Source organism: Pseudomonas sp. S3_A09 (assembly GCF_054668065.1).
In genome coordinates this window covers 381952-395128 of sequence record NZ_CP162752.1, presented here as the reverse complement: position 1 = coordinate 395128, position 13177 = coordinate 381952, and the positions used below count along the sequence as shown (strand labels likewise).

General features: G+C 56.7%; 11 protein-coding genes. 8 read left to right on the top strand and 3 right to left on the bottom strand.

Going from position 1 to position 13177, the window contains the following annotated elements; translation table 11 throughout:
* Positions 1 to 30 precede the first annotated feature (30 nt).
* From hpaA to AB4N92_RS01840, 5 genes are all read left to right on the top strand, one after another.
* Positions 31 to 891, top strand: coding sequence for a 4-hydroxyphenylacetate catabolism regulatory protein HpaA (gene hpaA, locus AB4N92_RS01860; RefSeq protein WP_137205549.1), 861 nt, complete (start codon positions 31 to 33; stop codon positions 889 to 891).
* Positions 892 to 1097: 206 nt separating this feature from the next.
* Positions 1098 to 3428 (top strand): putative mucin/carbohydrate-binding domain-containing protein, encoded by a 2331-nt coding sequence (locus tag AB4N92_RS01855; protein WP_460129104.1) that lies wholly within the window; start codon positions 1098 to 1100, stop codon positions 3426 to 3428.
* On the top strand, positions 3359 to 3649 hold the full coding sequence (locus AB4N92_RS01850) for a putative mucin/carbohydrate-binding domain-containing protein (RefSeq protein WP_460129102.1): 291 nt from the start codon (positions 3359 to 3361) through the stop codon (positions 3647 to 3649). The genes AB4N92_RS01855 and AB4N92_RS01850 overlap by 70 nt, the downstream gene beginning before the upstream one ends.
* 679 nt (positions 3650 to 4328) lie before the next feature.
* A complete protein-coding gene (locus tag AB4N92_RS01845) occupies positions 4329 to 5072 on the top strand; it encodes a hypothetical protein (RefSeq protein ID WP_010209269.1) in 744 nt (247 codons plus the stop codon).
* Positions 5072 to 5785, top strand: a complete 714-nt coding sequence (locus AB4N92_RS01840; RefSeq protein WP_236298279.1) for an AAA family ATPase — start codon at positions 5072 to 5074, stop codon at positions 5783 to 5785. Before AB4N92_RS01845 ends, AB4N92_RS01840 begins: the two co-directional genes overlap by 1 nt.
* A gap of 52 nt (positions 5786 to 5837) precedes the next feature.
* Here the strand turns inward: AB4N92_RS01840 and AB4N92_RS01835 are convergent, their stop codons facing one another.
* The 3 genes from AB4N92_RS01835 to pmrG form a co-directional block, all read right to left on the bottom strand.
* Entirely contained in the window at positions 5838 to 6041 is a 204-nt protein-coding gene (locus AB4N92_RS01835; protein WP_080662759.1) for a hypothetical protein, read from the bottom strand.
* 60 nt (positions 6042 to 6101) lie between these two features.
* Positions 6102 to 7757, bottom strand: coding sequence for a lipid IV(A) 4-amino-4-deoxy-L-arabinosyltransferase (gene arnT, locus AB4N92_RS01830; RefSeq protein ID WP_137205547.1), 1656 nt, complete (start codon positions 7755 to 7757; stop codon positions 6102 to 6104).
* Between the two features lie 174 nt (positions 7758 to 7931).
* Positions 7932 to 8606, bottom strand: a complete 675-nt coding sequence (gene pmrG / locus AB4N92_RS01825; RefSeq protein ID WP_010209274.1) for a lipopolysaccharide core heptose(II)-phosphate phosphatase PmrG — start codon at positions 8604 to 8606, stop codon at positions 7932 to 7934.
* Between the two features lie 276 nt (positions 8607 to 8882).
* Between pmrG and AB4N92_RS01820 the strand changes: the two genes are divergently transcribed.
* Genes AB4N92_RS01820 through AB4N92_RS01810 form a run of 3 tightly spaced genes read left to right on the top strand, consistent with a single transcriptional unit; the run spans position 8883 to position 13066 of the window.
* Positions 8883 to 9551, top strand: coding sequence for an ABC transporter ATP-binding protein (locus tag AB4N92_RS01820; RefSeq protein WP_010209278.1), 669 nt, complete (start codon positions 8883 to 8885; stop codon positions 9549 to 9551).
* 1 nt (position 9552) lies between these two features.
* Positions 9553 to 12015, top strand: a complete 2463-nt coding sequence (locus AB4N92_RS01815; protein WP_044287424.1) for an ABC transporter permease — start codon at positions 9553 to 9555, stop codon at positions 12013 to 12015.
* On the top strand, positions 12005 to 13066 hold the full coding sequence (locus AB4N92_RS01810; protein ID WP_137205546.1) for a lipocalin-like domain-containing protein: 1062 nt from the start codon (positions 12005 to 12007) through the stop codon (positions 13064 to 13066). Before AB4N92_RS01815 ends, AB4N92_RS01810 begins: the two co-directional genes overlap by 11 nt.
* Positions 13067 to 13177: the final 111 nt, after the last annotated feature.

Here is a 13177-nt window from a genome sequence, read left to right as displayed (position 1 = left end):
TCAGCCTCAAAACAACAAGAAGAGAGCCACGTGAAGCCGATCCCCAACATCAACATCGGACAGGTCTACGACCAGCGTTACAGCGATGCCGAGGTGCATTACGACAAGCTCGGCAACCTGGCGGGCTTTTTTGGGCGCAACATGCCGGTGCATCGGCATGATCGGTTTTTCCAGGTGCATTACGTGAAAAGCGGCGCGGTGCGGGTGTACCTGGACGACCGCCAGTACGTGGAGTCCGGGCCGATGTTCTTCCTGACGCCGCCCACGGTGCCCCACGCTTTTGTCACTGAGGCGGATGCCGACGGGCATGTGCTGACGGTGCGCCAGCAACTGGTGTGGGGATTGATCGATGCCGACCCCAGCCTGGCCTCCGGCGCCGCCTGTGTGGCGCTGACGGCGGGTGACCAGGGGCTGGATCGGTTGTTCGAAGAGTTGAACGAAGAGATCAACGCCGCGAGGGCAGGGCGTGCCGCCGCGCTGGACAGCCTTACGCGGCTGATCATGATTCGCCTGCTGCGCCTGTGCGTTCACTCACTGCCCGCGCAGCCGACCCGCCATGAAGACCTGCGCATCTTCCATCGCTTCAACGAACTGATCGAGGCCCACTACCTGGAACACTGGCCGCTGGCACGCTATGCCGAAGGAATTGGCGTGACCGAGGCACGCCTGAATGATGTGTGCCGGCGCCTGGCCGACCTGCCCTCCAAGCGCCTGATCCTGGAAAGGCTGATGCAGGAAGCCAAGCGCCTGCTGTTGTTCACCGGTAGCTCCGCCAACGAAATCTGCTATCAGCTGGGCTTCAAGGATCCGGCGTACTTCAGCCGGTTTTTCCTTCGGTATGCGCAGGTGACGCCGGGGGAGTATCGGCTGCGGCAGTCGGGCTTGCGCTGACTTGCAACGCGCCGCCCAACTCAACGGCGCCGCAGAATCTGACGGTTTAAGTGCGGTCCCTGTGGGAGCACCCTTAAACCATTCTTTAGATGCTTTTCTTTTAAGGGGGCAAAGAACTAATTATAAAAAACTGTCATTTATAACAGTCGCTGCGCAGTTGATTTCGGCTTAAGTTTGGATGGGCGAATCACTGTGCGAGTGTTGAAATGATCGAGTTAAAGGATAGTGTGAAAACGTACAAGCCTTATACGTTAGAGTATCCGTCCTGGTTGTTTGGGACCGGCTTTAGCAAAGGTATTTACCATGATCGCCAGTCGCTGGGCATTGCGTTGCCTGCCGGTGCCAGCTTTTCAATTCGTCGATCGAGTCCAATGGACACCGTGTTAGAGTTGGATATGCTGAATGATAGCGGATCGACGGAAACCTACGTTAGGATCACTGGAGAGTGGACGACACTTACTGTGACTAGCGCATCGGTACCCTTTATTCGTACACCCTATATTCCCATTGATGTGCAAATTGAATATTCGGCGGTGGGTGAGCATGTATTGCCGACCTATCGCGCGGGTGATGATGCTGACTTGTTTTTTCGGCAATGGGATGAAACTGACTCGGCGTTTACACTTGTTCAAACAACGTATGCAAATTTGCTGGTGCCGGCAGTTGATAAGTCAAGGCTCAAGGAGCTGCATCAGGCGGAAGGTCTGGGCGCCCTTGAAGCCTATTATGTGAATGTGTTTGAATATTTTAATCGGTTGGCGGGTATTTCGCTTGATGCAACAGTGCCTACGGATAAAAATATTCTCAATCGTTATTTTATCAAGGCTGATAAGGACGGAGGAGGGTCAGCGTATTATGGTCAGTATTGGACCGCCCAAGTGGCAGCAACTATCGCGCCTTGTTGGCTGGATACCCGCCCCGATAATTGGTGTGCGCTGCATGAGATCGCTCACGGTTATCAAACGTTAGCGATGTATAATAGTTCGATACCGACCGGTGAGGTTTGGAATAATATCTACGCAACGTACTATCAGCATAAGATGATGGGCGACAGTGTGTATGAGCGTGGTTGGATGTATGGGGGAAATGCTCAGGCTACCTTTGATGCCGTGCGTAGTCGTATTGATAGTGACGTCCCCCTTTCGATGTGGCCCCTGAGTGAGTTGCTTTTCATATTTATGCTTGTCATTGATAAAGTCGGTGAGCCTGCATTTACCGAGTTTAATCAGTATTATCGACGACTCGCCAATGCTGAAGGGTTTAATTACCTCACCTTTCCTTTGGAAGATATCTTCGTCACACGCTGGGCTGAACGAACCAACCTGGATGTCGGCCCGTTCATGACGCAAGTGGGGGCCAACGTCACGAATGCGGTTAGCTTCAACACTGCCTATGGCAATTATCAACCCTGTTGCCCCTTGTACAGGGTTGTTCCTCCCGAACAGCTGGCCTCCATTCAACGACGCCTGAAGTTAAAGACGCCACTGTCTCTTGTTGATTGCAAATCCCTCCTGGAGACCGACCTCAAGGGCGACGTGACACTGAGAATGACAGAGCGAGCCTATTTCGAAAATAAAGGCAAATCCCTTGTCATTCGGACGGGTAGCAATATATCAAGGGTCGTTAAGGTGATTTCACCAACGTTAGAAGTAAAGGGGCTGCCAATCGGTGTTTATACCTTGCAGCCCCCGGCGATGACCAGTGGGAATCTCATCAAAAATTACACGTACGTGGAAGTTGCCGCCAATATGAACAATCTCGTTGAGTTAGATAGCGTGCTGGCGAAGGGGACTTCATTGGCTTCCCAAACAATTGACTTTTTGGGACTTGGCGATGGGAAAATTGCAACGTTATGTATTGATATAGAATCGTGCAGGGCTTCGTTCAGTGTTGTCAGTACCACGCCACACTCTTACTTTGGTTCTGCGACGTATGCAAGTGTTCTTGTTAGGGATTTGAATGGCTTTATATTGTGCGATGTGGTACTTCCGGGCGTGGGTGCGCTCGTGGGCGTGTATGAGTTTCCGATAGCCCCGGGTTGTACTGTCAACGTTCACCACCAGGAACCTGTTCGGCTGAGAGAAGTTCCGAGGTTGCAGCCATTTATTGACCTCAAGGCAATAGATAATTTTTTAGAAGTTACAACGCAGGGTTTTAAAAATATCAAGATGGGCAGCTGGCCCGCGGATAACCTCAAGACCAGAATTGCAGCCGCGGCCGATGAAATCAGAAAAACACCGCATGTATTGCTCCATGCTGGATCAGCACCTGTGATGGATGTCTTCGCAGCGATCCATACGTTCGACGGCGCCGAAAAAGACACGCTCATCGGCCTGTATAAGGACTTGATCATTTCTTACGCGGACACGGGGGGGCAGTCGTTTCGGGTAACTATTTTACCTGGAGTCAGCCTGGACTTGAAAATAGGTCGGTCGCGGAAATCAATATTAATACAGCGACTCAGCAAGTGGCTATCCAAGTGCACCCCGGTGCGCCGCACTATTATTTTTCAACGATCTATATTGCCGTATGGGTGAGGACTGCGACAGGTGAAGTTCTGTTCTCTCAGGAACTAAGAGGTACTGCGCCTGCTGAGGCCAGTTATGTAAGTCTGCCGTTTGTCAAAGGGTCTACGGTCAGCGTTCTGCACGTGGAGTCGGTACGCTCTGAATTGGTGAATACCGATACTCAAGCGCGATATCCGGTGAAACAGATACAGGTTGTTCGAGCGCTCGGCGACGGGAAGTTACAGGTCTGATCGCCCTCAATGATAACGTCGTGCGGGGACCCGCGAGAAGATCGACCTGTCGGGCCGATGAAACCTCTGTCTATCGAAGCGTTGGCACAAACGCCACGCTTCCATCCTCACGCTTATGAAACCACCGCTCATCATTATCTGGTTGGGTGGTTATCACCCCATGATCTTCGCCTAAGTACGCCAGAGGCTCCCCCACATGTGGTACTGCTGCCACGGCGCGCGTTTGGCCGCTTCTGTTCGCACATCCTCGGAGAGCGCAGTTACTACGCGGGTAAGCAGCCAGTGTTAGCTTCGCGCAGGTAGCAAACCCTTAGAGACAAACAGCGCCACTTGTCGGATTTATTCTGCACACCTGTCGAGAAAAGTTCTGTTTTGCAAAAAAAATCGATATTGGTGTTGGCTGTTGCTTTTGGTTAGACGATTTGCAACGTATTAATTTTATTTAGATTGATTTTTTAATGCGTGGGTGGCGACGGTTTTTATATTTTTGGCAATTGTTTGGCTTCCGAAATTCATGAATGAATTTTCCTAAAATTATAAGTTATATGTCCTACATAAATTTTTTATTGTTGTTGCGAGATTCTCCAGTCGGACTAGATTTGATTTTGTTGCTTGTTGATGAGCGACCTAAAGTCAATAGCTTCACAAAGCTGGAGATCCGACATGAACGAGGTGAGTGATGGTTTTTTATTGTGTGTCGAGACCGGTCTCGTTAGCGGCGTTATTTATAAAAGAACAGCTCAGAGAGCCTGTTGCATTGTTTTGGACGGTGATATCTCCAGTGGTGACCTACTATTTGATTACCTACGTGCGTGCGCCACTGAATAGTTCGGCTGTGGATTATCTCTCCAGTACTTCGTGGTTCTATGCTTTTGTGTCATCGAACGTGGCATTGTTTGGGCTGGCGTTTTACATGGTCGGTCGGAGGGAAAGTGGTTTTCTTCGGTCTTTTGTTTATACGGGGCGTACTAAGGTTGTCTTTTTGGTTGGGCAGTTTTTCGCATATACAGTTGTGTCGATATTGTATGGCTCTGTGTTTTATTTACTTACCCGTATTTTTTCAGGGCGTGTGGATGTTGCCGAGTATCTCGTGATTATTGGACGGTTTTACGTTTGTTTTCTTGTTTTTTCTATTCCCTCGCTGTTGCTGACACTGGTCCCGTTAGGTTTTCAAAATACGAGTACACTTTTTTCTATTGTGTCCCTCACGATGTTAGCACTTGGAATTCTGAGTGTGGGTCCAGTAAGTCCGGCATTAGGGGTTATCAGTTTTTTTAATCCGATGTGGTGGGCGAATAGGATTATGTTGGACGGAGTGATGGAATGTGGGATGGTTGTCTTGGTGGTTATTATTTCACTTCCGTTTTTGTTTTTAGTGATGTGCCGGTTTTTACTGATTAACCCTGTTTGGAGCCGTTACTGATGGCGGGACTTCTTGTAGATTCTCTTGATGTCAGATATGGAACTCATATCGTGTTTCATAAGGCTTCTCTGACAGTCGAGGCCGGCTCCATATCAGGCCTTCTCGGTCCAAATGGCTCCGGCAAAACCACCTTTTTTGATGTGCTGTGCGGCCTGAAGAAAATGGATGGCGGCGCGATAAACAACGCCTTCTCAAAGCTGCTCTACCTGTCGCAGATCATCAGCACACCCCCTGTATTTCGCATGTTCGACATCTTCAAAATGACCATGCTGTTTTGCTCTGACACCAAGGTCACCCAACAACATGCGCTTGATAAAATCGAAAAATGGAGCCCAGGCATCGCAGAGCGTTACGGCGAGATCTGGAACAAAAAATCTGCACTCTGCAGCTACGGGGAAAAACGCTGGTTTTTTACGTTGTCCCTGCTCTGCGCCAGCCCGGACCTTGTGATATTGGATGAACCCACTGCGGGTGTGGATCCAGAGTTCCGTTATCACATCTGGCGTTGTCTGGAGGGGGCCGCGGCAGGAGGTGTCGCGGTGTTGGTTTCATCACACAATGTCGATGAGATCGTTGCGCATTGCGATGATTTCTACATGTTGAGTCAAAGACAATTCAACCGTTTCACTGATACGCAAGGCTTCATGGATGCATACAGCGCTAATAGCTTGGATGAGGCATTTATTCACGCCGCCAGCCTGCCAAAAGGATAAGACCGCCTCATATTTGGGCTGCGGAATGGACACCACGCTCCCACAGCGCGCTTTAGGGCGCCGCGGTTCGAACGTCTTCGGCAAAGCGCGGCACACCGCCATTTCCGTTGCTCCACGGGTAAACCACGCCCAGTATCAGCAGCATCAGCACAGCAGCTGTTCGTTGATCAGATAGATCCGCCACACGCTCAGCCAGGCGCCGATCCCGTACGGAAGACGCAGTGACCAGGACCGAGGCCACCCAGCTAGTGGGCATTGGCAATGATCAACCAGTTGCAGGACAGCGCGCCGCGTTCGGTCTTCCAGAACGTAGCCATCAAGGCGATTGCGGATAGATGATCAGTTCAAGGGAGCCTTTGTAGTAGCGTTTGCCTCCTGGCGGTAGTTGCCCGGCTTCGCGCATTTCACGGGTGCTGTTGACGCGCATCAGTACGCCGACCGATCCGATAAGGCGCTTCTCCTTGAGCCAGGCCTGCACGTCTTCCAACCCCACTTTGCGATGTACTGACCCCGCGTATTGCAAGCCATAACGCAACTCGCCCTCGGTGTCATACAACGCGACTTCCGGGCGTTTCAGGCGCCAGGCCAGGGCGCTGGCATTCCCCAGTTCGTTGCTCAGCAGGGCTTGGGTCTGTTGCAGTTCTTCCAGGTGTTCGAGCACAAACTGGTCGGGCATTTCGTTGTCTGCGATCCACTCCGGCATGCTCGCCGGCAGCAGGATAACCAGCACGCCAATGCCCAAGGTCGGCATCGCCCACAGCGTCAGCGGGCGGAAGGCTTGCAGCAGGTTAGTGAGGATCCACACCAACAACACGATAAACGCCAGGGACAGGCTGAACATCTCCGCGTGGCTGTTGCTGTACAGCGGCCGGGCGATTTGCAGGTAGATCAGCACGATCATGGCGGCCATGCCGATCAGGAAATTGAGCAGGCCATTGAGGCAAAGGGTGCGGGCGCGGCCGTTGTTGATCAGGTTGACCAGTGTATGCCCCATCAACAAGGCCAGGGGCAGCAGGCACGGCATGATGTAGGTCGGCAGCTTGCCTTTGCTCAAGCTGAAGAAACCCAGCGGCAACAGCAGCCACAAGGCGAGGAAGGCGATCGCCGGTTGGCGCTTTTCCTGCCAGGCCTTGCGCAGGGTGGTCGGCAGCAACCCTGCCCAGGGCAGGCAAGCCACTGCGATGATCGGCAGGAAGAACCACCATGGCCGCACGTGTTGCGCGTTGTCGGCGCTGAAGCGGCGGATGTGTTCATTCCAGAAAAAGAAGCGCCAGAAGTCCGGTTCCTGCAGATGGACCGCCAGTGCCCAAGGCACGCACACCAGCAAGCACACCAGCACGGCCAGCGGGCCATAACACAGCAGTTCGCCCAGGCGGCGTTGCCAGAGCATGTAAGGCACGGCAATCAGCACCGGCAACACCAAGGCCAGGAAACCCTTGGTCAGGAAACCCAGGGCGCAGGCCAGGCCCACGACGGCCCAGGCCCAAAGACGGCCGCGCAATGTGCTGCTGTCGAACGCAAACCACAGGGCTACCAGGCTCAGATTGACCCACAGGGTGAATTGCGGATCCAGGTTGGAATAACCCGCTTGCCCGGCCACCAGGCCGAAGCTCAGGTAGAGCAGCGCGCAGGCGAAGCTTTTGCGAGGGTCTTTCCACAGGCGACGGGCGATCAGATAGGCGAGCAGCACGCTCAATCCGGTGGTAAGGGCCGAGGCGATGCGCACACCAAACAGGTTCTGGCCGAACACCGCCTGGCCCAGGGCGATCAACCAGTAGCCGCCGGCAGGCTTTTCGAAATAGCGGATGCCCATGAAATGCGGCGCTATCCAGTTGCCGCTCTGGAGCATTTCCTGGCTGATCTGGGCGTAGCGGGTTTCGTCCGGGGTCCACAAGCCGTGCAGGCCCAGGGGAAGCAGGTAAAAGGCGACAAAGGCCAGTAATAATATCGGCAGGGGTTTTAATCGAGTCATGCAAACGTCGCTCCCTGACGTTTAGTTGCGGGGCTTTCAAGTAATGAAGTAGAAGAAAAAATCACAGCGCTCACTGAATTACGGGAAATAGTCATGATGTCCTTAGTTAAAAGGCGCAACTAAACATGCCAGAGCAGGGCTGTCTTTTTGCTGAACAAACAGACAGGAAAGTGTCTAGAGTTGTTTTAAGGCGGCGGGCCAGTCCTGGCTGTTGACGATGCCCAGCGTGTTGAATTTTCCGTTGGGCAATACCTGCACGAACAAGGCGCTGCCGTATTTGGGGAACGCGGCACGGGGAAAACCCAGGGTGCTTTCGAAGTCGGCGATGCAACCGCTGTGGGTGACGAAGACCAGGTTGCGTCCGGGGGTTTTGTGACTGAGCAATTCTTCGCCCATGGCCGCGCCGCAGACGGCTTGCTGGCCGGAGGTCAGTTCATTTTTGCCGAACATGAAGCGTAAGGTCTGGGCGGTGCGGATGGTTGGACTGGCCAGCACGTCGCTGCCCTCCATACCCAATGTTTTAAAGGCTTTTCCCAGGGCTTCGGCGTTCTGGCTGCCGTTGATCGTCAGGCCTTCCACGGGCCCCAGGCAAGGGTTGGTCGAACGGTCGCAACGTTCTTCGTGGCGCACCAGCACGATCAGGTCGCCGTCGCGCCACAGGGGCAGCATGTGGGAGGTCAATAGGCGATTGCCGATGCCCAGGTCCTTTGGCGATGCGTTCCACAGCAGGCTGGCGGCGAACAGCAAACCCACCACGAAGAGCCCCAGCCACAGGCGTCGCAGGCGCTTGATAAAGACCCATCGCGAGCGCGGTTTGGTCAGGGTAAAGTCAACCACTTCAGTCACCATGGGCAGTGTTGGCAAAGTTGTATTAGTTAGGTGCAACGTGTTGGCGTATGCCCACAGTGAAGCCAGAGGCTGTCACACGGAGGCTGTCTTTTGGCTGAACATGCTGCGGTTAAAAAGTTGTCAGGCGGGGCAACTAACAAGTTGCCGGCGAACGACCCATGGCCGGTAATCTAAAGTGTGCAGGGTGGTTAGCCGGTGAAATCCATGTGAAAAATTTGCATGGCCGGGATCGGCAGCCGTTATTCTCGATTGCCCCCCTATCAAACGAGTGTCGTCATGCTGCAGGTGCAAGGTGTGTTCAAAAGCTATGCCACCCCCCAGGGACCTCTGGCGGTATTGGCCGGTGTGGATCTGCATTTGGCCGAGCGCAGCAGCCTGGCATTGATGGGCGAGTCGGGCAGCGGCAAGAGCACCTTGCTGCATTTGGTGGCCGGGCTGGACCGGGTGGACGGTGGCAGCATCCAGGTCGGCGAGCAGCGCCTCGATCAGCTCAGCGAAGCGCAGCTGGCCCACTGGCGGCGCACGGACATCGGGCTGGTGTTTCAGCAGTTCAACCTGATCGGCAGTCTGCGGGTGGATGACAACCTGGCGTTTCAGGCGCGATTAGCGGGGCGGTTTGACCCGCAGTGGCAGGCCCAGTTGGTGGAGCGCCTGGGCCTGGGTGATCTGCTCAAGCGCTATCCGGAACAGCTTTCCGGCGGCCAGCAGCAACGGGTCGCGGTGGGGCGGGCATTGGCGTCACGGCCGGGTCTGTTATTGGCCGACGAACCCACCGGCAACCTGGACGAAGCCACCAGCGACGAAGTGCTGCAACTGCTGCTGGACTTGCTGCGTGACAGCCCCACCAGCCTGCTGATGGTCACTCACAGCCCGCGCATCGCCGCCCGGCTGGACCAGCAGGTGGTGCTGCACCGCGGTCGTGTCGTGCCCGCGGGCGTCGCCTGACATGGCGGTCTTTCATTGGACCCTGCGCGCGTTGCTCAGCCACTGGCGGCGGCATCCTGTGCAGTTTTTCAGCGTGCTCACCGGCTTATGGCTGGCCACCGCGTTACTGGTCGGCGTGCAAGCCCTCAACAGCCAGGCGCGTGATAGCTATGCCCGCGCCAGCCAATTGATCGGCGGCGAACCCCAAGCCAGCCTCGGTACGCCGGACGGCGCCAGTTTCGCCCAAGAGGTCTTTGCCCAATTGCGCCGTGCCGGATGGCCGGTGTCGCCGGTGGTACAGGGGCGGGTGCAGCTCGAGGGACAGCCAGACGTGCGCCTGCAACTGATGGGCATTGACCCGGTGTCGTTGCCCGGCAGCGGTGCGGTGGCGGGGCAGCGTTTGAGTCAGGCGCAGATGCTGGCGTTTTTCGATCCGCCGGGGCGTACCTGGATCGCACCGCAGACCTTGCAGGCCTTGGGGCTGCATGAAGGTCAACAGCCAACCACCCTGAGCGGACACACCCTGCCGCCGCTGCAAATCCAAGCGGATATGGCTCCCGGTCTATTGCTCACCGATATCGGGTTTGCCCAACCGGTGCTGGAGATGCCGGGTCGCCTATCGCGCCTGCTGGTGGACAAGGCATTCGCTGCCGGCCAGCCCACGGCGCCCGCCGGGCTGCAACTCAAGCAGGGCGAGGATAATAACCTCGCACGCCTCACCGAGAGCTTTCACCTGAACCTCGACGCACTGGGCTTTTTGTCCTTCGTAGTGGGGCTATTTATCGTGCATGCCGCCATCGGCCTGGCACTGGAGCAACGGCGCGGACTGCTGCGCACCCTGCGGGCCTGTGGCGTCAGTGTGCGGATGTTGATTGCCAGCCTCAGCGTGGAACTGGGCGCGCTCTCATTGCTGGGCGGTGTGTTAGGCGTGGCCAGCGGCTACCTGTTGGCCAGCCTGTTGTTGCCGGATGTGGCCGCCAGCCTGCGCGGGTTGTATGGCGCTGAGGTACCGGGGCAGTTGAACCTCAGCCCCTGGTGGTGGGGCGCGGGGTTGGGTTTGAGCCTGCTCGGTGCCTTGCTTGCCGGCGCCAGTAGCCTGTGGCGGGCGGCGCGTTTGCCCTTGCTGGCGCTGGCCAATGCACAGGCCTGGCATGAAGCCCATGGACGCTGGTTGCGTCGCCAAGGCTGGGTGGCCAGTGCGGCGCTGTTGATTGCGGTGCTGGCGCTGTGGTTGGGCAACAGCCTGGCTGCTGGTTTTGTGTTGATGGCGGCGTTGCTGCTCGGTGCCGCCCTGGGGTTGCCGGTGGTGCTCAATGGCCTGCTCAAGGCCGTGTTGGGGCGCAGCCGTTCGGTGCTCGGCCAATGGTTTCTGGCTGATTGCCGCCAACAATTGCCGGCATTGAGCCTGGCGTTAATGGCACTGTTGCTGGCCCTGGCTGCGAACATCGGGGCGGGTTCGATGACCTCGGGGTTTCGTTACACCTTCAACAATTGGCTGGAGCAACGCCTGACCGCCGAGCTGTACCTCAACCCACAAACCCCGGCTCAGGCACAGCAACTCAGCACCTGGCTGGCGCAGCAACCGTTGGTGCAAACCGTGCTGCCCACTTGGCAGGTCGCCGTGCAACTGCAAGGTTGGCCGGCGGACCTGTTTGGCGTGGTCGACGACCCGACCTATCGCCAGCATTGGCCCCTGCTGGAAGCGGCCAATAAACCGTGGGACCAGTTGCAGCAAGGCGACACCCTGATGCTCAGCGAGCAACTGGCGCGCCGGCTCAACGTGAGGCTGGGCGATAGCGTAAACATTGCCACGCCCCAAGGCGTGTGGGCGCCGAAGGTGGTGGGGGTCTACGCCGACTACGGCAACCCCAAGGGGCATATGTTGGTCAATTCCACGCACCTGTTGACCCACTGGCCGACGCTGTCGCCGGCGCGTTTCAACCTGCGGGTTGCGCCGGAAAATGTGGCGCCACTGGTGCGCGAGGTGCAACGCGCCTTTGCCCTGGATGACAGCCGTATCATCGATCAGCAACAACTCAAAGGCTGGTCGAGCCAGGTGTTCGAACGCACCTTCGCCGCCACTGCCGCATTGAACAGCCTGACGCTGGGCGTGGCCGGTGTGGCGCTGTTCATCAGCCTGTTGACCCAGAGCCAGAGCCGCCTCGGTCAACTCGCGCCGCTGTGGGCATTGGGTGTCACGCGACGGCAATTGATGCTGCTCAACCTTGGCCAGACCTGGCTGTTGGCTGTGCTCACGCTGATCCTGGCGTTGCCCCTGGGCCTGCTGCTGGCCTGGTGCCTGGATGCGGTAATCAATGTGCAGGCGTTTGGCTGGCGTCTGCCGTTGCAGGTGTTCCCGTGGCAATTGGCGCAATTGCTCGGGCTGGCAATGCTCGCCACGTTGCTGGCTTCGGCTTGGCCGCTGTGGCAGTTGTACCGCAGCCGTCCGGCAGACTTGTTGAGGACGTTTGCCCATGAAGATTAAGTGCCTGCTGTGGACGTTCCTGTTACTGGCCGCTTGCGACAAAGTGCCCGCGCCAGAGGAGAGCTTCGCCGGCTTGGGCAGTGATGCGGCCGACTTCGCCCAAGTGGTGCCTGGCAAGGTGTTCAGCTTCCCCGAGGATCATGGCCCCCACGCGGGGTTTCGGATCGAGTGGTGGTACGTCACCGCCAATCTCAGGGATGAACAAGGCAACGTATTCGGTGTGCAATGGACGTTGTTCCGCAATGCCCTCAAGGCCGGGCCGACACAGGCTGGCTGGCGCGATTCGACCATTTGGCTTGGCCACGCCGCCGTGACTTCCGCCACCCAACACTATGCCGCTGAGCGCTACGCGCGCGGCGGCGTGGGCCAGGCTGGAGCCCAGGCGAAGCCATTCAACGCCTGGATCGACGACTGGCATTTCGTCACCCGCCCCGGCGCCGCGAGCAGCTTGGCGGACATGCAACTCAAGGCCAGCGGTGCGCAATTCGCCTACGACCTGCACCTGACTTCCAGTCGCCCGTTGGTGTTGCAGGGCGACAATGGCTACAGCCGCAAGTCCGACCAGGGCCAGGCATCGTACTACTACAGCCAGCCGTTCTTCAGTGCCAGCGGCAGCGTCACTCTCGACGGTAAGGTGTATCAAGTCACGGGCCCGGCCTGGCTCGACCGCGAGTGGAGCAGCCAACCGCTGAGCGCCAGCCAGACCGGCTGGGATTGGTTCTCCCTGCACCTGGACCGTGGCGAACAGTTGATGCTGTTCCGAGTGCGACAAACCAACGGCACCGGGTATCTCACGGGCACCTGGATCGACGCGCAAGGCCAGACACAGACGCTGCACAACGCTGATATCCAGCTCGTACCGTTGGAAACCAGCACGATTGACGGCCGCAAGATTCCCACGCGCTGGTCGCTGAAAATTCCCGCAAAGCAGCTGGACATCACCACCCAAGCAGTCAATCCGAATGCCTGGATGAACCTGAGTATTCCGTACTGGGAGGGGCCGGTGCAGTTCGAAGGTGGGGTGGGTTACCTGGAAATGACCGGGTACTAGCGCGGTTTCCGTAGGCTCCTTTTCTTCGCTGTGTAGGCCGATTCCCAAATGTAAATTTGCCCCCCTGGACTTGTGTCCGGGGCGTAGGCGCTTGCTTATATCTCGACGCCA